We start from the raw sequence: 23,287 nt of genomic DNA, 5'->3' as shown, positions 1-23,287 counted from the left end.
AGCGCGAAACCCTTCGGGAATCGCACAACAGAGGAATACTATACACGATTTTTCTAATTTGCGCTACCCTTGCGATTTTCGGCGCGTCGCACAAAATACGACGTTACTTAATGACACAATAAGACTATGAGTTTTTTGCAAAAATCAAATGCAACTAGCATGCTCAATGAGCAAGCAGAACATTGGAAAAGCGTTGAAAACAATCGCACTTTTGGAATTCTAAATTCAACATCACACACAACTACAGCACTTCTTTTAGGATCTGGAGAGCTTGGAAAAGAAATCGCTATAGAGCTTATAAGACTTGGTATTAAAGTATGTGCTGCAGATAGCTATGCAAATGCTCCAGCAATGCAAGTTGCGCAAGAAAATCGCGTTTTAGACATGAGCGATTCTAAAAAATTGCAAGAACTAATAAACAACATAAACCCAAACATAATAATCCCAGAAGTTGAAGCAATATCAACCGAAGTATTAAAAGACGTTGTTAAAAACAAAAAAATTCAAGTTGTTCCAAGCTCTAGTATCACTTCGATTGCAATGGATCGCGAAGCTTTGCGAAAAATCGCCCACGAAAAAATTGGTTTGCCTACTACACCATATTGTTTTGCTTCAAGCTACAAAGAATTAGAAGAAGGAGCAAAAATCGTAGGGTATCCATGCGTAGTGAAACCAATTATGAGTTCTTCTGGTCATGGTCAATCTATTGTAAAAGATCCTAAAAATCTTGAAGATGCTTGGATAGAAGCACAAAATGGAAGAAGATCTAAGCATAAAACGCAAAACTTGCAGAGTGAAGATAATGAAAATAATGAAGATATATCTCGCGTAATCGTAGAAGCACTTGCTCCTTTAGACTACGAATTAACGGTTTTAACAGTGTGCTCAAGCGCTGGAATAACAACATGCGAACCTATTGCACAATGCCAAGAAAACGGCGACTACAGGCAATCATGGCAACCAGCAAACATACCAGAAAATGTTAGAAAATCAGCTCAAAATATTGCAAAACAAGCCGTAGAAGGTTTAAGCAAAATAGCAAAAGAGAACGGCGAAACAGGCTGGGGCATTTATGGAGTTGAACTCTTTGTTCTTAAGAATGGAGATTTGCTTTTTAACGAACTATCCCCTAGACCGCACGATACTGGCATGGTAACAATGATTTCGCAATATTATAGCGAGTTTGCTTTGCATGTTTTAGCCATTTTAGGTGTTCCAATCACACAAAAGCATACTGCTCTTTGCTTAAAAGATAACGAAGTTGCATTAAGCCACGCACTTGTTGTGCAAGGAAACGGTGCTGTAGGATTTACAAATCTTGCGCAAGCATTAGATGAAGAAGATTGCACAAGATGCGATATACGAATTTTTGGAAAACCAGAAGTTCACGGCTCAAGACGAATGGGTGTTATTTTGACAGTATCGAACAGCGTAAATGACGCAAAATCTTGTGCGACACGCATTGCAAGCAAATTACACACAGTAGAACTGCCATCGTAGAACGCTGAAAAGTCAAGGTTTTTACTACTTTTATTAGACAAAAAATCAAAAAATAATCCAAACAAAATGTAGGTAACAATTGTTAGTCTAATCTTGCTGGCGGTTGAATAAACCTTCAAATAATGATGGTTTGCAACACTCAGCCATGGATACAACGAGAGAGGCACGTCAATGGAAAAACTTGACAAGTTGTATGAAGGCAAAGCAAAGAAATTGTATGCCACAAGTAACGATAATGTTCTGTGGGTTCAATACATGAATCAAGCTACAGCTGGCAATGGCCTTAAAAAGGCTCAAATTGCTGGAAAAGGCAGCTTAAATAATCAAATCACTTCTCTACTGTTTAATCTTCTTAAAGCTCGTGGAGTTAAAAGCCATTTTCTTGGCAGAATCTCGAATACCGAGCAACTTGTAAAGCGCATGAAGATGTTTCCTCTAGAAATAATAATGCGAAACACGGCTGCTGGTTCTTTTGCAAAACGATATGCCGTTAAAGAAGGAACTGCCCTAAAAAAGCCTCTTTTGGAGTTTTGCGTGAAATCAGACGATCTTGGTGATCCTTTTATTAATCCAGAAGGCGTTGTGGCTTTAGGTCTTGCTAGTGAAAGCGAAATGGCAGAAATTACAAAGCAAGCTCACGCTGTAAACAATGCACTTTTGGATATTTTCAACAAAATCGACGTTCAACTCGTTGACTTTAAGATTGAAGAAGGCGTTGATGCGCAAGGAAATATTCTTCTTGCAGACGAGATAACGCCAGATACGTGCCGACTTTGGGATAAGCGCAATACAAGCTCCGAAGTAAGTCATTTAGATAAAGACTTGTTCAGACGCGATTTAGGAGACATAATTCCAGCCTACGAAGAAATATTCTCGAGGCTTAAATCTCTTGCGCAAAGCGAAGGAGTAAACTTCGACGAAGTTAATCCAAACGATTGTGCTGAACAATGATTTTAATGTGGCTCGCATCTTTTAGGTGCGAGCCACGCGCGTTCTTAAACAAATAAAATAAAACAAATAAAAGATAGCCAAACACAAATAGCCAAAACTACAATTGCAAGGCAGGTTCACCGTGGTATTTCGCGTTTATGTTGAAAAACGATCTGGTTTCGATATAAAAGCCCAACATCTTAATCACGAGCTTAAAGAGATTCTTGGTATTGATTCTCTAAAATCAACGCGCATAATAAACAGGTATGATGTAGAAGGAATATCTAAAGATCTTTTTAACACTGCTGTTAAAACGGTTTTTAGCGAGCCTACAGTAGACAACACTTACGACTACTTGCCTATTAGCACAAATGAACATGTTTTTGCTATAGAGTTCCTTCCTGGCCAGTTTGATCAGCGCGCGCAATCCGCAAGCGAATGCGTACAAATGATTAGCCAGGGAGAATGCCCCAAAGTTAGAACTGCTCAAATTCTTGCTTTTAACGGCAATTTGTCTAAAGAAGAACTTGACTCAATTAAACACTACGTTATTAATCCAGTAGAAGCTCGCGAAGCATCGCTAGATAGTGTTGATACGCTTAAAAGTGAGGCAATTGTTCCAGCAAACGTAGAAGTATTAGATGGTTTTAACGATTTAGATTCCAACGGCTTGCAAAAATTCATTGAAGATCGCGCACTAGCAATGGACTTGGCTGATGCTAAATTCTGCCAAGACTATTTTAGAAGCGAAAATCGCAATCCAACTATTACAGAAATAAAAGTAATAGACACGTATTGGTCCGACCATTGCCGCCATACTACTTTTGGAACGCATTTTGAAAACGTTCAAATAGATGACGAGCAAGTAAAAGATGCATTTAATCGTTATCTTAAACTACGAGAAGAGCTTAAGCGAACAAATAAGCCGATTTGTCTTATGGACATGGTCACTATTGGCGCAAAATATTTGAAGCATACAGGAAAGCTTAAAAACTTAGACGAATCCGAAGAAATTAACGCGTGCACAGTAAAAGTAAAAGTTGACGTTAATGGGCACGATGAAGACTGGCTGTTTTTGTTCAAAAACGAAACGCATAATCATCCTACAGAAATAGAACCTTTTGGCGGTGCTGCAACTTGCATTGGCGGATGCATTCGAGATCCTCTTTCGGGACGCTCCTACGTATATCAAGCAATGCGCGTAACTGGAGCAGCCGACCCTAGAACACCTATTAGCGAAACTTTAGAAGGAAAACTATCTCAACGAAAAATCGTAACTTCTGCAGCTGCAGGCTACTCGTCTTACGGAAATCAAATTGGATTAGCAACAGGCGAAGTACACGAGATTTACCACCCAGGATATGTTGCAAAACGAATGGAAGTTGGCGCGGTTGTAGCAGCTACCCCAGCAGACCACGTTAGAAGAGAAACACCTGAGCCAGGAGATGTGATTATTCTTCTAGGCGGCAGAACTGGAAGAGACGGAATTGGCGGAGCAACTGGTGCTTCTAAAGCGCAAGACGCAGACAGCATTGAAGAGTGCGGAGCAGAAGTTCAAAAAGGAAATGCACCTATTGAACGCAAGTTGCAAAGACTTTTTAGACGCAAAGACGCATGCCGTCTTATTAAGCGTTGCAACGATTTTGGCGCTGGTGGCGTAAGCGTTGCAACTGGAGAAATCGCAGATGGCTTGATTATTAACTTAGACAAGGTGTCTAAAAAATACGAAGGCCTTGATGGCACGGAACTTGCGATTTCTGAATCACAAGAGCGAATGGCAGTTGATGTTGCTGCAAGCGATGCCGACGAATTTTTGAGCTACGCGCGTCAAGAAAATCTGGAAGCGCAAATTGTAGCTACTGTTACAAAAGAAGCTCGAATGAAAATGACTTGGCGAGGAAAAACAATTGTTGATCTAAGCCGCGAATTCCTAGCTTCTAATGGAGCTCCAAAAACGCAAGATATTCACGTTGAAAATGGCAAAAAATATGCTACAAAATGGCAAGACGAAAGTGGAGTTTACTCTGGCAAGTCTTTAGCTGAACGCATTAAAAATCTTGTTTCTAACATAAACGTTTGCTCAAACAAAGGCCTTAGCGAAATGTTTGACTCCACTATTGGAGCCGCAACAGTTCTTATGCCATTTGGTGGCCGCCGTCAGCTCACTCCAGCACAAGCAATGGTCGCAAAATTCCCAGTATTTGGTGAAACAAACACCGCTTCTGCAATGTCTTGGGGATTTAACCCATACATTATGGAAAAGAACCAATTTACGGGAGCGTACATATCGGTTGTAGAATCTTTAGCAAAGCTTGTAGCAAGCGGTTTTACAATCGAAAACGCTTATTTAAGCCTTCAAGAATATTTTGGCAAACCGCAAAATGTGCCTGAAAGATGGGGAAAGCCTACTGCAGCAGTTCTTGGCGCTTTAAGCGCGCAAATTGATTTTGGCGTTGGCGCGATCGGCGGTAAAGACTCTATGAGCGGAAGCTTTGAAAATCTTGACGTTCCTCCAACTCTTATATCGTTTGCTGTTACTACAGGAGACGCGCGAAATGTTGTTTCTCCAGAATTCAAAAAAACCAATAGCAAAATCCTAAGAATACTACCTACGTATAAAGAAGACGGCATTACGCCTAACGCTCAAAGCTTCTTAGAAGCGATTAGGATTGTTGAAAATCTTACTTCAAACAAGCGCGCGCTAGCGATTAGCACTCCAGGTTTTGGAGCTAGTGCAGAAAGCTTGTTTAAGATGACTTTGGGCAACCATATTGGATTAAAGCTTAACGACTCTGTTAAAACAGACGACTTGTTTAAGTCTAGATACGGAACTTTCTTTGTAGAAGTGGAAGAAGATTTTAACGTTGACGATTTTTCAAGCAAGTTTAGCGAGGATCTTGTAAACGTTGAAGTTATTGGACAAACGTGCAATGAATTTAAGCTTTATGCTTGCAACGAAATCATTAGTTTAGATGACTTACAGGAAGATTGGGAAAGTCCACTAGAGGGCATTTTCCCATATCGAGGTAAAGGAAGCGCAGTTCGCGAAATAAATTCCACTAATCGCAAGCCTGTTAGAAATCATATGAAATCTAATAGAAGAACGCCATTGAGTAAGCCACGCGTAATCATTCCAGTTTTCCCTGGAAACAATTGCGAATACGACACTCAAGCAGCGTTTGAAAAAGCTGGAGCAGAATGCAAAACGCTTATAATCAATAATTTAAGCGCTGATGATGTTGTAGAATCCGCAAAAGAGCTTGTTAAAGAGATTAATAAAAGCCAAATTGTTATGATTCCTGGCGGCTTCTCTGGAGGCGATGAGCCAGACGGTTCTGCCAAGTTTATAACGGCATTCTTTAGAAACCCTGCCGTTAGCGACTCTGTTCGCGATTTACTAAACAATCGCGATGGCTTAATGCTTGGTATTTGCAACGGCTTCCAGGCTCTTATTAAGCTAGGTCTTGTTCCATTTGGAGATATTGTTCCAATTGATGCAGAATGCCCAACTTTAACGTTTAACACTCTTGGAAGGCATCAAAGCAAGATTGTTAGAACTCGCGTTGCATCTAATCTTTCTCCTTGGCTTTCAAATTGCAAAGTTGGCGATGTTCATAGTGTTGCAATATCTCATGGCGAGGGACGATTCGTAGCATTACCAAAAGTTATGGATACTCTTATACAAAACGGCCAAATTGCAACGCAATATGTTGATAGCAATGGCGTTCCAAGCATGAACCTTAAAGTAAATCCAAACGGTTCGCTTATGGCTGTAGAAGGAATCACTAGCCCAGATGGAAGAGTATTCGGAAAAATGGGTCATTGCGAGCGCAGCGGTAACGGTTTGTACGTAAATATTCCTGATTTTAGAACACAAAACATTTTTAGCGCTGGAGTTGAATACTTTACGTCATGATTTGGGATTGTGTGTTTAATTATTCTAATCAAAATATTTATTGCGATTTTGAAAATATAGGGGGTGCGAATGTCTGCTGAGCTTGAAGGAGTTCACGAAGAATGTGGCGTTTTTGGAGTGTGGGGTCATTCCGATGCCGCAAGACTTACCTACTTTGGCTTGCACGCATTGCAACATAGAGGACAAGAAGGTGCTGGAATAGTTGCCAACGATAATGGTCATCTTAAAGGATACAGAAACTTAGGTCTTTTAACTAAAGTTTTTGCAAACGAAGACATTATGAAGCATCTTACTGGAAACAGCGCGATTGGACACGTTCGTTACGCTACTGCTGGATCTGGAAGTGTTGAGAACATTCAACCTTTTCTGTTTTCTTTCCATGATGGAGATGTTGCTTTAGGGCATAATGGCAATCTTACTAATTGCACGACTCTTAGAAATAAGCTAGAGGATTGCGGAGCTATTTTCCACTCTAACTCCGATACAGAAGTTTTGATGCATCTTATTAGAAGGTCAAACAAAACTTCGTTTATGGATAAGCTTAAAGATGCTTTGCGAACCGTTCATGGCGGATTTGCATACTTGCTTCTTACAGAAGACGCGCTTATTGGAGCAACGGATCCTAATGGTTTTAGGCCGCTTAGTCTAGGAAGAATGAGTAATGGTGCTTACGTTCTTGCATCGGAAACTTGCGCTTTAGATATTGTTAGCGCGGAGTTTATTAGAGACATTGAGCCTGGCGAAATAATCGTTATTAATAACGATGGATACAAGATTGAGCGTTATGCAAAAAATATTCAGCACGCTGTTTGCTCAATGGAGTTTATCTATTTTGCTCGCCCGGATTCTAATATTTACGGAATTAATGTTCATTCTGCGCGAAAGCGCATGGGAGCACGCTTAGCTAAAGAGTCTCCTGTAGACGCAGATATGGTGATTGGTGTGCCTAATTCTTCGCTTTCTGCAGCTGCAGGATATGCCGAAACAAGCGGAATCCCTAACGAGATGGGTTTGATTAAAAATCAATACGTTGCGCGCACTTTTATTCAGCCAACGCAAGAGCTTAGAGAACAAGGCGTTCGCATGAAGCTTTCGGCCGTTAGAGGTGTTGTTAAGGGAAAGCGCGTAATTGTTATTGACGATTCAATCGTTCGCGGAACCACGTCTAAGAGGATTGTTCGTCTTCTTAGAGAAGCGGGCGCTAAAGAGGTTCATATGCGAATCTCTTCGCCTCCTCTTAAATACCCGTGCTTCTACGGAATCGATATTCAAACTACTAAAGAGCTTATTGCAGCTAAACATTCTGTTGAGCAAATTCGCGAATATATTGGCGCTGACTCTTTAGCATTCTTATCTTTAGACGGTCTTGTTGAGTCTATTGGGTTAAATAAGCCTGCTCCGTACGGAGGATTATGCGTAGCGTATTTTAATGGCGACTACCCTACTGCTTTAGATGACTATCGAGATGAATTCTTAGCTTCGCTTTCTAAAGAAGACAAGGAAGTTTTAGAGAATATTAAAAAGAATAGTAAATACAATTTTGCGACTAAAAACTGCGATTAAACTACGACTAAACTTCGACTAAACACTTAAAACAAACACGAAAGGATTCTTAAATGCCAAACGCATATGAACAAGCTGGCGTTAGCGTAGAAGCTGGCTACGAGGTTGTGCGAAGAATAAAATCCCACGTAAATCGCACAAAAAGACCAGGCGTTATGGGCGGAATTGGCGGTTTTGGCGGCCTATTTGATTTAGCAAGCCTTGGATACAAAGACCCAGTGCTAATTTCTGGAACAGATGGAGTTGGCACAAAGCTTATGATTGCGCAAATGATGCAAAAGCATAATACGATTGGCATTGATTGTGTTGCTATGTGCGTAAATGATATTGCAGCTCAAGGCGCACAGCCTCTGTTCTTCCTTGATTACATTGCTTGCGGAAAAAACAATCCAGAAATACTCGAGCAAGTGGTTTCTGGCGTTGCAGACGGATGCATTCAGGCAGAATCTGGCTTAATTGGCGGAGAGACTGCAGAAATGCCTGGAATGTACAACGAAGACGAGTACGATCTTGCGGGATTTGCTGTAGGAGTTGCAGAAAGAGAAAACATTGTTGACGGCTCTAAAATCACGCCTGGAGACGTTCTTATAGGTATTGCATCTTCGGGAGTGCACTCAAACGGATTCTCACTTGTTAGAAAAGCGCTTTTTGACATAGCTAATTACAACGTAAATAGTAAGCCAGAAGAATTGTGCGGCAAATCTATTGGAGAAGTTCTTTTAGAGCCTACAAAAATCTACGTTAAAGCATTAAAACCGCTTTTTGCTAATCATCTTATTAAAGGCGTAGCTCATATTACAGGCGGCGGATTTATAGAAAACATTCCAAGAATGTTTGCAAATAATCTTGCAGCACAAATCGACACAAAAAAGTGGCAAGTTCCTGCAATTTTCAACCTTATTGAAAAGTCGGGTAAAGTAGACCACTCAGAAATGTTCAATGTTTTTAACATGGGAATCGGAATGGTATTAGCAATTGATGCAAATAAAGCCGATGAAGCTATGCAAATCCTTAAAAACAATAATGAACAAGCGTATGTTATTGGCAAAATGATTAAACGCGAAAACGTTGCAGTTGAGTTGTTATAATTCACAAAATCTTAAAGTAATAAAGGATTAAAGATGAAAGTTTTAGTTGTAGGCTCAGGCGCACGAGAACACGCAATCGCAGTTGCATTTTTAGCAAGTAAAAGCGTTAGCGAAGTCACAGTTGCTCCTGGAAACCCAGGCATGATTAAAAGCGGAATCAAAATTGAAAACATTAGCGAATCGGATCACAACGCTTTAATCGAATTTGTTAAGAACAACAACTACGACTTTGCTTTTATTGGCCCCGAAGTGCCTCTTATGAATGGCATTGTTGACGATTTTGAAGCTAATGGAATCCCAGCATTTGGCCCAAACAAAGCGGCTGCTCAAATTGAAGGATCTAAGGATTTTGCAAAGCAACTTATGCAAAGGCATAATATTCCAACAGCCGCCTACCAAACATTTAGCGAGCTAGAACCAGCGATTGAGTACGTTAAAAATCAAGGCGCTCCTATTGTTATTAAAGCAGACGGCTTGGCTGCTGGAAAAGGCGTAACAGTTGCCACTAGCGTTGATGAGGCGCTCGCAGCTTTAGACGATATTTTTGTAGACCATCGTTTTGGCAAAGCTGGAGCAAAAGTAGTTATAGAAGAGTTTTTAGAAGGCGAAGAATTCTCATTAATGAGCTTTGCTAACGGAACAGATTTTTGGGTTATGCCAATTTCTCAAGATCACAAGCGCGCTCATGATGGCGATACTGGCCCAAACACTGGCGGCATGGGAGCTTATAGCCCTGTTCCACAAATTAGCGATGGAGTTGTAAAACAAGCGATTGATAAAATCGTACGCCCAACTTTGCAAGCTCTTGCAAGCGAAGGCATGCCTTTTACAGGAGTTTTGTACGCTGGATTGATTAACACAGAGCAAGGCGCAAAAGTAATAGAATTTAACGCTCGCTTTGGAGACCCAGAAACAGAGGTTGTTCTTCCAAGACTTACTAGCGACTTTGGCGAAGCTATTTTTAACATTTTGCATGGCAAAGAACCAACATTTACTTGGGCTAAAAATGGCGTAACTCTTGGCGTTGTGTTAGCAAGCAAAGGATACCCTGGAAAGCTTGTTACAGGAACACCTCTGCCACAAATCACTCTTAATAGCGCAGATCAAAATGTTTACTATTCTGGTGTTAAATTAGACGAAAACAATAATCTTGTAACGTCTTCTGGAAGAGTGGCACTTTTGCAAGTAAATGGCAAAGATGTTAAAGATGCTCAATCAAAGGCCTATAGCATATTAGACAATCTTAATCTTTCTAACATGTTTTATAGGCACGACATTGCAACTAAAGCACTTAAAGCATTGAAAAATTAAAAACCAAGAAAGTTTGTGTTTTTAAGATAATGCTTTCCAGCTGTAATATCGTATTGAATCAAACGGTAATCATTCAATAATTGTTTAGTTTCTTTGTTCATACTACTAGCAATCATTGGCTTTCCGCTTGGATTCAAGTAAATTGGCTGGCCTTGCGGAATTCTATCCCACCCCTGAATCTTATTTACTACAGGAGGCTCCATTGCACTAATCTTTTCGTGCAATCTTGTAAGGAATGCAAGATATGGCGAAACTTTAGAATTTGTGTGAGACGCCACTTGCGATATAAAGAAGTTTGGAGAAGAATAATAGTCCCTAATTTTGTTTGGAGCTTTATTATTTTCTCTAGCTTTTTTATTTGACCAAATAAAGTAATCAGTTAGATGTAAATCAAGAGAATTATTCTCATCATCGCTGGCAGTACTATATATTCCAGGAAGATGATCTCCATAGAATACAACAGTAACTGGCTTATCTATAGAATCCAAGTCATTTAAGAATGATTGAGTTGCTTTATCTGTGTAACTCACTCCCTTAGCATATGTTTCAATCGAAGATATTTCCGAGCTTCCAAGCTTTGGCGAGCCAGGCTTTGAACTAGCCTTAAAATCATTGTTCTTATACCAATTCCTAAATGGCATATGATTTTGCATTGTGACTATTTGCACAAATTGATTATTTTTACTAGAGGCGATTTTTTCAAACGCACTTTTATACGCAGACTCGTCGCAAACATAAGGCGATTTATCAAGCATATTTTTGTGCGCAATAACATTAGGAGCTTCTAGCGAGTAGAACTTACTAAAACCAAACTTCTTATAGTTTGTTGAGCGCAAGTACATACTCGGCTCATACGGGTGGAATGCTATGGAATTAGATTCACTCCCCCAATACCTGTTAATCGTAGGAGTCCAAGAAGAATTTGGAACAAGTTGCTGATACGGGCTTGTAAGAGATGAGTTAAAGTTCACCATGCTCAATCCCGTAAGAGACATGTATTCAAGGTTTGCAGTTCCTCCGCCGTAGCCAGAAGAAAGCATTAATCCACTATCCGTTTTCTCTTTCAAAGAGCTTATAAATGGCATTGGATTCTTATTTAGTTGCAATCCAGGAACTCTTATTGGATTAGAGAATGATTCCGAAAGCACATAAACAACAGTATTATCGGAGATTTTTGACTTTCTAGAAGCGTTTATTTTCTTTGCTTCATTATTGTATTTTTCTAGCAAAGCGCTCATAGTTCGCTCATTGTAATCCGCAGGCTTATCCATAACCTTTGGGTTTACTTGCCTTAAAAATGCCACTAATGCGCCGTTTCTTTGAGCGTCGTAAACGGAGTCCCACATTGATGGCGTGTCTCCCATAAACTTAGCAAAATTGTTTGCGCTAGAATCAACAGTTCCAACTGTGCAAATATACCATCCAAAAGTCGCTAATAATGCTATTAAAGTTACAACACGAACCAAAATCGAAGTTCTTAAATTTGAAATAATAACAATTTTTCCATGATTAACATCTAGAACATGCAATAAAAGCGCAATAACCCAAGTTATTAGAACAGCAACAATAGAGCTAAAAATAACAGCATTTGCGTTGTCTGGAAGAAAAGATGCGATATTTCCAGTATTACTTTTTAAAAAGTTTAAGTCAGCTGGAAGAATAGTTTCGTATCGAACATTCACTTTCATATATTCAATAACAGAAACAATTATAGATGCGCTAATCAAAATAGCAGACGTAATCCAAAAACGATTTATGATTATTAGCAAAATACCGTAAATTAACGCAAGAATAAGAAGATTAAGCACAAAAACAAAATTAAGCTTAAGCCACATTTTTGAGATTATGTTCCAAGCACTTGCCGAAAGTGATGAAGTCATTTCTACTCGGCCAGAACGCTGTACAGAAAACTGCACAATCATAACCATTATTGCGCAAAAAGCAACAAACATAACGGAGTACGTCCAACGAGCAAACCTAATCTTAAAACGCTCAAATTGCTTAAAAATTGTAAGAGAATTGCTTAATGGCAATTTTGCACCCTTCTGATTTACGCCTAATGTTTAATGCATATTACGTTTATTACGTTCTTAACGCATGTATGTGTACGCATCCATTTACACATATATCTTAAGTATCGCTATCGTCATACAAAACAACCGTATAAAACTATGCATATTCATACTTTTGATGTATTGTAATATGTTCTATAGCATTTATCATTATAATAGATGACAAAATATAGAAAATTTTAAGGATTATATACTATATTTGCAATGGTTGTGTTTGTTATCTTCAATCTAGCGAGGTTTTAAGGAACAGTAAGAATGAAGCAATTTATTGCCACAATTAACTTAATGCACGGCATTCTACCTATAAGCATATTTGCAATATCTGGATTATGCTTAGCTGTTCTTTTAATTACAAAACCTAAAAAGTCTAAGTATTTTTCAAAACTCTTAACTCAATTAGGCTCAGCATTTTTATTTGCCATTATTTTTGGATTCATAACTTGGCTAATATCCGACGTTTTTCTTGTGTTTGGCGTAAGTCTTGGATGGCTTGTGATTTGTTCGATTGCAGGGGGATTTGCTGCCGTAGGCTTTGCTCTAAGTGCTGCAATAATTTCTAAAGGATGCAGAAGAGCTTTCGCTATTTTTTCGATTATCTTATTTGTTTTAGCAACAATGATTCGCGTAAATATGATTTACGGAGAATACACGACTATTGGATCTGTTTTTGGATTAGGAAATTACCCAAAGCTAGAAGAGCATGATAAACACAATGCCATTATGGAGATTAAAGATTGGAACTTACTAGCAGATCAGAAAAAACTGCCTAAAATGCCATCCAAAGGCATTAGCCGCTCTGTTAGAATTCCTGCAACGCAATCAAACTTCCGCGCTAGAATCGCAAATGTGTATCTTCCTCCAGCTGCGCTAACAAAATTTGCTCCAAAACTTCCTGTAATGGTTCTTCTTTCTGGACAGCCAGGAAGCCCTAATAGACTATTTGCTGCAAGCGAAATAGTGAACACTTTAGATGCTTACGCTAAAAAACACAATGGTTTAGCTCCGATTGTTGTTTCCCCAGACCAAAATGGCACTTCAACGCACAATTCACTTTGCGCAAACACAAAGGTTTATGGGAATGCTCAAACGTACCTAACTAAAGATGTTGTTAGCTGGATTCGCAAAAATCTTCCTGCAAGCACAAATCCAGCACTTTGGCTTATGGGAGGATTTTCTCAAGGTGGAACTTGCGCAACTCAAATAGTTCCAGCATATCCAAAGTTATTTGGAAACATGTATTCTGCTGGCGGAGAATTAGAGCCAACTTACAAGAATAAAAACGAAACAATAAACCGCTATTTTAACGGGAATCGCAAGGAATACGAAAAACATATTCCAGCAAACATAATGAGAAAAAACGCTCCATTAAATCAAAATTATTATTCAATAGCAGGAGCATGGGATCCAAAATCACAAATAAACCAATCCACTATTGCTGTGGCAGCACACAAAGCTGGAATAAGCGTTATAACAATGATTTCTAAAGGCTCAGGCCACGATTGGCATACGGTTCAAAGCGGATTAAAGGTTGCTATTGATCATCTTTGTAAAGACGCTGGAATAGCAAAGCATAATCCAGATTTAAGCTCTTATAGTAATATTCAAGTGGTTGTTAATCAGAAGGTGAGGCGATAAACATGCCAAACTTTTTATCAAAAAATCACAAGTCAACAGCAAAACATCATTTATCTATACTAAGTAATGATGTTAGAATCTGGCTGTCTCAGCGAGTTCTTGCAGTAAAAATCACTCTTGTATTTTTGCTTATAAACCTTTTACATTGGATTTTCCGTACCGTAATGCACATTTACACTTACGGTACAAACGCTACTCTTGCACAGTTTTTCTCGTACCATAAGCCAAAAATTGGCTCCCCATTCCTTTTTGGTCATAGAAACGTTCCTCAACTTTTGCTTAAACTGTTCCACTCGCTTTTCCTTGTAAACAGTTTTCCGTCTTTAGCTGTTAACGCTATTCTTTCTTTGGTTTTAATCGGATTAGCAGAAACAAGAATTGGAAAAATGCGTTTGCTTTTTGTTTCTGTATCTAGCACGCTTATTGGAACTTTGCTAGGACTAACACTAGTTGGCAATCTTTCTGCGATTATTCGCAATATGCATTGGATTACTAGAATACCAATTAGACTTTCGCCTTTTACTCTTTTTGTTGGCGCGTTTATGTCTGCAGCAACATGCGAATCAATCTTGTGGCGTAGACGAATGCTTGTTTTAGGCTATTCAATAACGTCTGCAATGCTTCTTTATAGTGGAAATCCTGGGGATTATTGCACGATTTTTGCAGCGATTTGTGGCCATATTATTGGCAATGCAATGAACAAGAACAACAAAACTAATACTGCTAAAAGCGCAAGCTGGTGGCATGGAACAGACTACGAAATTAGGCGTCTTTTTTCAATAGCGCAACTTATTATGGCGTTAGGCCCTGTTCTTGCATTGTCTTCAAGATCTCACGCTGGAATACTAACAACTCTTGGCTTGTTTATGTCTCCACAAATGGGCACAAAACCTTGGCTTGCAAGATGCATATCGAATTATAGTTCTAGCAGCTGTTTGCTTCATTCTGGATTGCAACACGCAACAATTGGCGGTCTTTGGATTCGTATTCTTTTGCCTATTGTTACTTTAATGATTATAGCTTGGGGGCTTTTACGCGGAAGAAGGCTTGCAGCTTATGCAGCTATAACAATTAATGGACTTACTGCAGTTTATGCAACTATGTATTTTGCGATTTTGCCATTAATCGCAGCTAAGCAAGCTATGATTTTCCACAAGAATAATGCAACTTCTATAGCGTTTATGCTCACTGCTCTGCCTCCACTATTAATCGCAATACTATTGTTTATAAACATAAAGCATTTTCCAAATCATAGCGATAAGTTTGAACGCAGAATTGGCTTAGTTGCAATTGTTCTTGCACTATTTTCTACTGGAATAGGATATGTTTGCTTTGGATTAATTGCTCCAAATGAGTTTAAGCCTGCAGCAGACTTGCATCATTTACTCCGTGACCTTCCAGGACGTTGGATGCCTATGGGATTTGGAACAAGATCTAACGCAATGCTTATGCCATTAACTCCACTTGCTTCTGCTATTACTCAATGCGTTGGAGTTCTTCTTTGGATTGTTCTTTTTGTTGTTTGCCTTATGTGGTTTAAGAACAAAGTTACTATTAACGAAGAAGATCGTAAAAAAGCAAGTCAATTAGTTCATTTTGGCGGAGACACAATGAGCTTTATGACTACTTGGCCAGACAATCACTATTGGTTCTCCAACACGGAACGCTCCGCAATAGCATATAGGCTTAAGTATGGAATTGCTTTAACATTAACAGGGCCTTTTGGAGATAAAACAGAATATAAGAATGATTTGAAAGCGTTTATTCAACTTTGCGAGCAAAACTCTTGGTCTCCAGCTTTCTATGCTGTGCATGAGGAAGACCGCAAAAACCTAGAATCTCTTGGTTTTATGTCTATTAAAGTTGGAAGCGATATGCTTGTTTACCCTAAAGAGTGGCAAACTCGTGGCAAAAAGTGGCAAGATATTCGTACCGCTATAAACAAAGCAAAACGCGATGGAATAACAGATGTTCTTAGCACATACAACGATGCTCCGTGGGAAATTCAACAACAGATTATTGAGATTTCGGAAGAGTGGGCAGAGCTTAAATCTCTTCCAGAGATGAAGTTTACTCTTGGCGGATTAGAAGAATTGCACGATCCTCGAGTAAAAATTTTGTATGCAATTGACAATAACGGCAAGGTTCTTGGCGTTACGAGCTGGATGCCTACTTATAGCAACAATCGCGTAATAGGGTGGACTCTTGATTTTATGAGGCACCGTACGGATAGTCCTAATGGAATTATGGAATTGCTTATTGCAAGAATGGCGGAACGCTTAAGAGATGAAGGACTTGAGAATCCAGAATCTGCTGTGGAATTTATGAGTCTTTCTGCTGCTCCTCTTGCTGGAATAACAGATATTTGCGACTCAAACGATTCTAGTACTTCAACTTCTTTGCAAAATGAAGCGAACACTGTTAATAACAAGGACGATATAGGAAATAATGATAATGATGGCGTAGAACATGCACAAAATGACGTAAATCACCATGAGTCCAACGAGATTATTGTTCATGCTCTAGAGATGATGTCCGACATTTTGGAACCAGCATACGGATTTAAGTCGTTGTACTTCTTTAAGAAAAAGTTCCAACCAACCAATAGTCCTGTGTACATATGCTATTTGGATTCTGCAAAGCTCGCGCAAATATCGCTAGCTGTTACAAGCTCCTATTTGCCAGAAACTAATCCTAAGCAAATTTTAGAAATGCTAAAAACACTTAAGAAAGACGCAAATCAAAAAAATCTCCGTTAATTTGCGTGCTGTAGCTTGCATATTAACGGAGATTAAGTTTATTAAGAGATTTTAATAGAAATCTTAATTGTACAACTAAGACTCCGATTCGACTTTAGAAGCGGAATCAGAGTCAGCTAATTTAGCTGACTCAGTTGATTCAGAAGAATCGCTGGAATCAGTGGATTCTGCCGACTTAGAGTCGCTGCATGCGGAATCAAACTTCTTACCGCGGAAAATAAATTCTCCAAGCAACCCTTCGCCTTCGGCATCCACCTCAACGCACTCGCCGTCTGTTAAATCGCCAAGCAGAATCTTCTCGCTAATAGCATCCTCGATGTCTCGCTGAATAACTCTACGCAATGGCCTTGCTCCAAGAAGCGGGTCAAAGCCCTTCTGCGCAAGAAGATTCTTAGCTTCATCTGTAAGCTCCAAAGCCATATGACGCTCAAACAAGCGGTCGTTCAAACGCTTAACATCTAAGTCAACAATTTGACGAACCTCTGGCTCAGTAAGCTGACGGAACACAATAGTATCGTCTAAACGGTTAAGGAACTCTGGGCGGAATTGACGCTTAAGCTCGGAATTAACTTGATCCTTCATACGCTGATAAGAAGCATCCGCGTTATTACCAAGGCTAAATCCTGTGTTTGCTGCCTTAGCAATATCTCGAGTACCAAGATTCGTAGTCAAGATAATAATAGTGTTCTTAAAATCAACTTTTCGGCCTTGACCATCTGTTAAGTGGCCATCATCCAAAACTTGCAACAACGTGTTGAAAATATCTGGATGCGCCTTCTCAATCTCGTCGAACAAAACCACAGAGAATGGCTTTCTACGAACCTTCTCCGTAAGCTCGCCACCTTCCTCGTAGCCAACATAGCCTGGAGGAGCACCAAAAAGACGCGAAGCTGCATACTTTTCTGCAAACTCCGACATATCTACGCGAATAAGCGCATCGTCGTCGTCAAACAAGAACTGAGCCAAAGTCTTAGCAAGCTCAGTTTTACCAACACCAGTAGGGCCAGCAAAAATAAACGAGCCAGCAGGACGCTTTGGATCCTTCAAGCCCACTCGAGCACGACGAATCGAGCGAGAAAGCGCACAAACAGCCTCATCTTGACCAATAATGCGCTTATGCAGTTCTGCTTCCATGCCAAGCAGCTTTTTAGACTCTGCTTGCGTGAGCTTAACAACAGGAATACCAGTTGTATTAGAAACAACAGATGCAATCACATCTTCGTCTACAACCATATTCACATTGGATTCGCCTTCGCGCCAAGCTTGCTCTTTAATCTTACGGTCTTCTTCAAGCTTCTCTTGCTCATCTCGCAAGTCGGCAGCTTTTTCAAAATCTTGATTCTTAATAGCTTCGTCTTTTTTATCGGAAAGCTTAGAAATCTTAGAATCAAGTTCTTTAAGCTCTGAAGGCTCTGTTAAGCGCTTAATTCGCAATCGAGCACCAGCTTCGTCAATCAAGTCAATCGCCTTATCTGGCAAATTGCGATCTTGAATGTATCGAGCAGACATTTCTGCTGCAGATTGCAAAGCACCATCCGTAATGGTTACATGATGATGATTCTCGTAACGCGCGCGCAAGCCCTTTAGAATTTCAATTGTCTCTGCAATAGAAGGCTCTTGAACCTGAATTGGCTGGAATCTGCGTTCCAAAGCCGCATCCTTTTCAATATACTTTCTATATTCATCTGTAGTTGTAGCGCCAATCGTTTGCATCTCGCCGCGCGCAAGCATAGGCTTAAGCATATCTGAAGCGCCCAAAGCGCCATCAGCAGCACCCGCGCCAACAATAGTGTGAATCTCGTCAATAAATAGAACAATATCTCCGCGAGTCTTAATCTCTTTAAGCACCTTCTTTAAGCGCTCTTCAAAATCGCCACGGTAACGAGAGCCTGCAACCATTGAGCCAAGATCAAGAGAATAAACTTGCTTACCCTTTAAAGTTTCTGGAACATCTCCAGCAACAATCTTTTGTGCAAGACCTTCTACAACAGCTGTTTTACCAACGCCTGGCTCGCCAATAAGAACAGGATTATTCTTTGTTCTACGAGAAAGCACAACCATAACACGCTCAATTTCTTTAGAGCGTCCAATAACAGGGTCAAGCTTGCCTTGTTGAGCTTCGTTAGTAAGATTTCTTCCAAACTGATCTAAAAGAGCAGAACCAGACTGATTGCGTTTATCTTGAACTCCACCAGCATTTGCAAGATCGGCACCTTGACTGTCTGCTGGAATGCCAGAATTGCCACGAATCAAATCCATTGCCGTGCTACGAAGATCTCCTAAATCAACCTCCATTTTAATAAGCACTTGCGTTCCAACGCCTTCGCCTTCTCTAATAAGGCCTAAAAGAATATGCTCAGTACCAATATAACTATGACCAAGTTGCAAAGCTTCACGCAAACTAAGCTCAAGCACCTGCTTAGCATGCGGAGTAAAAGGTATGTGGCCATTAGGCGAAACAGTGCCCGTGCCAATCATCTCTTTTACTTGTTTGCGAGTACCGTCTAAATCTACGCCTTTTGCGCTCAAAGCTTTCGCTGCTATTCCTTCGCCTTCTCTAATAAGGCCTAAAAGAATATGCTCCGTACCAATGTAGTTATGCTGAAGAGCGCGCGCTTCTTCTTGCGCTAGCACAATAACACGCCGAGCGCGGTCAGTAAACCGTTCAAACATAATTGCCTTCCGTTTTTATCCTTGTTCCATGGTAACGAGTTGCCATGACTCTAGAGCAATGCTCTCTATAGAATCCGTGGGACTAATCGTTTGGTTGCGGATTATTATTTGAGTCAAAATTATCTTCAGATTCTGCATTATCTACGATTTGTGCACTGCTTTTTGATTCTGCAACATCTTCATATTGCAAACCACTATTATTATTTGCAATATCTTCACCCTCATTGCGCAAACCATCGTCATCATGCTCTTTACTATCTTGATTATTTTCATCCAAAACGCGCTTACGCCTTGACTTGCGATTTTCTTTGCTATCTTCAATCGCTTCTTCTATAAGCTCAACATCTGCACGTTCTTCTCTAGGCGTTTGAGGAACAATCTCAATGTGATAATCGTCATAAGCAGGCTCTGATTGAACCCAAAGCTGCGATGGCTCAGGAGGCGCTATTTCGGAATGTTCTCCGCATCCATGATCAAGCGCAACTACTCGCCCATCGTCTGGGCTCCACATATTTGCGCAAACTCCAAACATGTTTCCAAGACTTCCCGCAAGAGGAATCATAAATCCACATGACGAGCAAGCTTTTCCATCTGCAATCTTAGTAGAAAGCGACTTTGGCCCATGTTGACCCGCATACCATCTTTTTGCAGTTTGAGCTATAGCCTGAGCAGTCATAACTCTTTTTCGAGTTAAGCGGAAAGTTTCAACAGCATCTTCAAAATCTTCTTTTGACTCCCCATTTTCAAGATTTTCATCATCTTCTGCACTTGCGTTATCTGTATTATATGCGCTTTTGCTATCCGAACTATCTGAACTATCCGCGCTATTTTCGCTATTTTCGCTATTTGCATCGTTATTAGTGTTTTCACTATCTTTAGCGCATTGCGAACCATCTTCAGATGCATTATTTTCTTGAATACCATCAAGCTTAACTCCATCTTCAAGCCTGGAGTCATCTTCTGCAGTGCCGATTGAATCCATAACCGAAAGATCCGTAGGCCTAAGTCTATCTTTCCAAGGAACCCAAGGAGGAGGAAGTAATGAATCTTCAGTTGGAGCAAGACTAGATTCATTAACAGTCCAACGACCAGCATCTTCATCATGATACAGCGTTACCGACCATTGCCAGCCTTCATAGCCAAGCATAGTGCAAGCAAAACGGAAATCAGTAACATTGCTACCAAGATCCATTTTGCCTACAAAATCGCCTACAGCGTTTTTGCGCTCCGAAGTTTCCACAGCAACTTCATAAGCAAGCTCCTGCGGATTTATTACTTCATCTTCCATAAAAAATCCTGTTAACTATTAATCTTGTACGTCAAAATTATCTGCCACAGCACGCAACAAGTGCGCGAGCTTTTTAGATTCTGCATTAGATGGATAATGGCGTCTACGCAAGCCGTTGCCAGCAGAGTCCAAAAGCTTAATAAGGTCTTCTACGATTGCAGCCATATCTTCTGCTTTTGGCCTTGTAGCCTTTACAAGCGAAGGAGCAGAAGCTACGAGTGTAAGTCCCATTGCTTGCGGGCCTTTGCGTCCTTCTACAACAGAAAATTCCACACGCGTACCTTTACGCAATTCTTTTATTGACGATGGCAACGCAGAAGAAGGCAAAAATACATCTTTACCGTCTTCATCCACTATAAAGCCATATCCCTTTTGGGAATCATACCAACGAACGCGCCCGTTGGGCATAACACACCTCACTCAAATTCACTAAACTTTATGCGAATCATCAATTCTACTACATCCATATAACTCTACAGATTCACACTTTTTTAATTGTAGCGCATGAATCTAGAACAACCTAAATAATCTAAGCAATCTTCTTGTTTTCAACATCACTAATAGAGCCACTTGTAAGCATTTTATTCGATTTATCTACATTACTTTCTTTGCTCGCATTATCGTTATTATCGTTATTATCGTTATTATCACTATTATCGTCAATAATAACTTTTGGCAACACAACTGTAAGAGTTAAACCGTGAGGCTTAGAATCCAAAGATTCATCTCCATTCATTGTTATGTCTGCAGAAATATCTGTAGCAAAATCATCTTGGCTAGTTCTATACGCACAAGACGTTGTTGCGCAAATCAAACCGCGATGAGCTTTAACAACAGATTGCGCAATAGACATGCCCAAGCCTGTACCGCCCTTTTCCCTGGCTCTAGAAGGATCAGCAATATAGAAACGCTCAAAAATATGAGGCAGCGATTCTTCTGGAACTCCAGGGCCGTGATCAACAACCCTTATAACAACATAAGAACTGCCAGCACCTGTTGATTGGCTAACTTCTGCAGCTTCCAAAAAGTCCTTAAGAGACTTAGAAACAGAGCTCATTTTTTGCAAAGCTTCTGGAGTAATCGAAGCTTTAAAAATTCCCATTCCGATTTCTACAGGAGAATCACTTGGAGTATAACGATGAATGTTGCCAACAATATTAGTAAGAACTTGACGCAACCTTGCTCCATCGCCTTTTATAGTAACGTTAGGAAGCGAGCCCGGAGTAAAAATAAACTTTCTATCAAGATTACAATTTGTAGGCTTAGAGCAATCCATTAGCTTTAAGTCGTCTGCTAAATACAATGTTCCTTGCTGCACAACTCTAACTTGATCAAGCGCGCGCAAATCATTAGCAGCATCTTTAAGAATTGGAGTTACATTAACAGTTTGAGAAACATTGATTCCTCGCCCCTCATCAAATCGCGCTAGCGAAAGCAAATCTTCAACAAGCTCCGTCATTCTTTCGCTAGAAGCCTTAATGTGAGCAATTGAATCATCTGCCTTATCTTGCTGACCAGCAACGCCTCTCCACATGTAATACAATTCTGCATAACCGTGAATCGCAGCTAGTGGCGTTCTAAGCTCGTGACTTGCATCCGAAACAAAACGTTTCATTTTTTCTGTCATTGCTTCTTGATCGTTAAAGCCTTGCTCAATTCTAGAAAGCATTGAATTTAAGCTTGCTGCCAAAGACCCAACTTCCGTGTTTTCTGGAGCAGATGGAACTCGTCTGCTTAAATCTCCAGAAGCAATTTTAGAAGCTGTTTTTTCTATTCTTTTTAGCGGAACAAGAGTTGATTGAATAATCAAAGCAGACAAAACTGCACCAAGCAAAATAACAGTTATACTAACCATTAAACAATAGCGCGTAAGAGTATTTAGAGTATCCATTTGGTCGCTTAGAGAAAGCGCTATATAAACGTAACCTCTAACGCGCATTTCGGAGTTGTAACCACTGCGATTACCCCATGTAAGAACTAGTACGCGCCACGGCGACTGAGCAACCTTTGCAGTTGCTTCATCAACGCTTTTAAGGTCGCCATGAACAACAGCAGGAGATGTAAACGGCTTTCTTTTTATAACAATGCTGTTGATTTCTCCATCTTCTGGCAGCGTTGGCATAGAAACAACGTCTCCTTTAAGCGGAGGAACCAAAGGCGTTGTAATAATTTTGTTATTAGTGTCTCGAATTTGCAAGAAATAGTCATTTGGACCAACAGTTGGATCTTTTGAATCCTTTTTTCTAAGCAAATCAATATTGTCGTAAATAAGCTGGGCTTGATCTGCCAACTGAGCATCGGTTTTATCTAGCAAATAGCTTCCAACTAATTGCCTAATCGACAATGATATGCAAAATGCTGCAATAGTTAAAACTACAAGCGTACATGCCACTAATCGAGTGCTTAACGGTATTGCATCTAGATGTTTACGTATCCATTTTGCTGCTTTATGCTTTTTATTAGGATTATTGTTTTTGCTTTTATAATCCGCATTTGCATTAGCAACTTCTGGATTATAAATAGCGACTTCCGCAGACTTGCCACTATTCATA

Annotated in this window: 13 protein-coding genes; 8 read left to right on the top strand and 5 right to left on the bottom strand. The window is 40.0% G+C overall.

Translation table 11 applies throughout. The features are described 5' to 3' along the window. Nucleotides 1-126 precede the first annotated feature (126 nt). The 6 genes from purT (at nucleotide 127) to purD (ending at nucleotide 10,308) form a co-directional block, all read left to right on the top strand. Complete coding sequence (gene purT / locus MAF46_RS01900) at nucleotides 127-1,500, top strand: formate-dependent phosphoribosylglycinamide formyltransferase (RefSeq protein ID WP_004130759.1); 1,374 nt, start codon at nucleotides 127-129, stop codon at nucleotides 1,498-1,500. Between the two features lie 171 nt (nucleotides 1,501-1,671). Then, nucleotides 1,672-2,451, top strand: coding sequence for a phosphoribosylaminoimidazolesuccinocarboxamide synthase (gene purC, locus MAF46_RS01895; RefSeq protein WP_004130757.1), 780 nt, complete (start codon nucleotides 1,672-1,674; stop codon nucleotides 2,449-2,451). Between the two features lie 121 nt (nucleotides 2,452-2,572). Then, nucleotides 2,573-6,346 carry a phosphoribosylformylglycinamidine synthase gene (locus MAF46_RS01890; protein WP_060785997.1) on the top strand — a complete coding sequence of 1,258 codons (3,774 nt, stop codon included), beginning with the start codon at nucleotides 2,573-2,575 and terminating at the stop codon, nucleotides 6,344-6,346. 69 nt (nucleotides 6,347-6,415) lie between these two features. Next, nucleotides 6,416-7,909, top strand: coding sequence for an amidophosphoribosyltransferase (purF, locus tag MAF46_RS01885; protein ID WP_004130754.1), 1,494 nt, complete (start codon nucleotides 6,416-6,418; stop codon nucleotides 7,907-7,909). Nucleotides 7,910-7,962: 53 nt separating this feature from the next. After that, nucleotides 7,963-8,997, top strand: a complete 1,035-nt coding sequence (purM, locus tag MAF46_RS01880) for a phosphoribosylformylglycinamidine cyclo-ligase (RefSeq protein WP_060785998.1) — start codon at nucleotides 7,963-7,965, stop codon at nucleotides 8,995-8,997. A gap of 33 nt (nucleotides 8,998-9,030) precedes the next feature. Continuing rightward, the gene (gene purD, locus MAF46_RS01875; RefSeq protein WP_004130750.1) at nucleotides 9,031-10,308 is read left to right on the top strand and encodes a phosphoribosylamine--glycine ligase; all 1,278 of its coding nucleotides are present in this window, start codon (nucleotides 9,031-9,033) and stop codon (nucleotides 10,306-10,308) included. On the opposite strand, the gene MAF46_RS01870 is transcribed toward purD, so the two are convergent. After that, on the bottom strand, nucleotides 10,305-12,341 hold the full coding sequence (locus tag MAF46_RS01870) for an LTA synthase family protein (protein WP_004130749.1): 2,037 nt from the start codon (nucleotides 12,339-12,341) through the stop codon (nucleotides 10,305-10,307). The genes purD and MAF46_RS01870 overlap by 4 nt on opposite strands. A gap of 294 nt (nucleotides 12,342-12,635) precedes the next feature. Here MAF46_RS01870 and MAF46_RS01865 point away from each other — a divergent pair, with 294 nt between their 5' ends. Next, nucleotides 12,636-14,015 carry an alpha/beta hydrolase-fold protein gene (locus MAF46_RS01865; protein WP_060785999.1) on the top strand — a complete coding sequence of 460 codons (1,380 nt, stop codon included), beginning with the start codon at nucleotides 12,636-12,638 and terminating at the stop codon, nucleotides 14,013-14,015. 2 nt (nucleotides 14,016-14,017) lie between these two features. Then, nucleotides 14,018-16,774, top strand: a complete 2,757-nt coding sequence (locus tag MAF46_RS01860; RefSeq protein WP_060786000.1) for a bifunctional lysylphosphatidylglycerol flippase/synthetase MprF — start codon at nucleotides 14,018-14,020, stop codon at nucleotides 16,772-16,774. 75 nt (nucleotides 16,775-16,849) lie between these two features. Here the strand turns inward: MAF46_RS01860 and MAF46_RS01855 are convergent, their stop codons facing one another. The 4 genes from MAF46_RS01855 to MAF46_RS01840 form a co-directional block, all read right to left on the bottom strand. Continuing rightward, nucleotides 16,850-19,447: an ATP-dependent Clp protease ATP-binding subunit gene (locus tag MAF46_RS01855; protein ID WP_004130742.1), complete on the bottom strand. Its 2,598-nt coding sequence runs from the start codon at nucleotides 19,445-19,447 to the stop codon at nucleotides 16,850-16,852. Nucleotides 19,448-19,529: 82 nt separating this feature from the next. Then, nucleotides 19,530-20,735, bottom strand: a complete 1,206-nt coding sequence (locus tag MAF46_RS01850) for a DUF3027 domain-containing protein (RefSeq protein ID WP_004130740.1) — start codon at nucleotides 20,733-20,735, stop codon at nucleotides 19,530-19,532. 18 nt (nucleotides 20,736-20,753) lie between these two features. Continuing rightward, the gene (locus tag MAF46_RS01845) at nucleotides 20,754-21,143 is read right to left on the bottom strand and encodes a cold-shock protein (protein ID WP_004130738.1); all 390 of its coding nucleotides are present in this window, start codon (nucleotides 21,141-21,143) and stop codon (nucleotides 20,754-20,756) included. 121 nt (nucleotides 21,144-21,264) lie between these two features. Further along, nucleotides 21,265-23,286 (bottom strand): sensor histidine kinase, encoded by a 2,022-nt coding sequence (locus MAF46_RS01840; protein WP_060786001.1) that lies wholly within the window; start codon nucleotides 23,284-23,286, stop codon nucleotides 21,265-21,267. Nucleotide 23,287 lies beyond the last annotated feature (1 nt).

Source organism: Gardnerella pickettii, assembly GCF_029226345.1.
Taxonomy (GTDB): Bacteria; Actinomycetota; Actinomycetes; order Actinomycetales; family Bifidobacteriaceae; genus Bifidobacterium; species Bifidobacterium piotii.
The sequence above is the reverse complement of the archived record's forward strand: the minus strand, read 5'-3'. Positions and strand labels throughout refer to the sequence as shown.

Excerpts from the sequence above, each read along its gene's own strand:
- MAF46_RS01860 (WP_060786000.1), top strand. The coding sequence starts at position 14,018 with ATGCCAAACTTTTTATCAAAAAATCACAAGTCAACAGCAAAACATCAT.
- purC (WP_004130757.1), top strand. The coding sequence starts at position 1,672 with ATGGAAAAACTTGACAAGTTGTATGAAGGCAAAGCAAAGAAATTGTAT.
- MAF46_RS01855 (WP_004130742.1), bottom strand. The coding sequence starts at position 19,447 with ATGTTTGAACGGTTTACTGACCGCGCTCGGCGTGTTATTGTGCTAGCG.
- MAF46_RS01840 (WP_060786001.1), bottom strand. The coding sequence starts at position 23,286 with ATGAATAGTGGCAAGTCTGCGGAAGTCGCTATTTATAATCCAGAAGTT.
- purM (WP_060785998.1), top strand. The coding sequence starts at position 7,963 with ATGCCAAACGCATATGAACAAGCTGGCGTTAGCGTAGAAGCTGGCTAC.
- purD (WP_004130750.1), top strand. The coding sequence starts at position 9,031 with ATGAAAGTTTTAGTTGTAGGCTCAGGCGCACGAGAACACGCAATCGCA.
- MAF46_RS01845 (WP_004130738.1), bottom strand. The coding sequence starts at position 21,143 with ATGCCCAACGGGCGCGTTCGTTGGTATGATTCCCAAAAGGGATATGGC.
- MAF46_RS01865 (WP_060785999.1), top strand. The coding sequence starts at position 12,636 with ATGAAGCAATTTATTGCCACAATTAACTTAATGCACGGCATTCTACCT.
- purT (WP_004130759.1), top strand. The coding sequence starts at position 127 with ATGAGTTTTTTGCAAAAATCAAATGCAACTAGCATGCTCAATGAGCAA.
- MAF46_RS01850 (WP_004130740.1), bottom strand. The coding sequence starts at position 20,735 with ATGGAAGATGAAGTAATAAATCCGCAGGAGCTTGCTTATGAAGTTGCT.
- purF (WP_004130754.1), top strand. The coding sequence starts at position 6,416 with ATGTCTGCTGAGCTTGAAGGAGTTCACGAAGAATGTGGCGTTTTTGGA.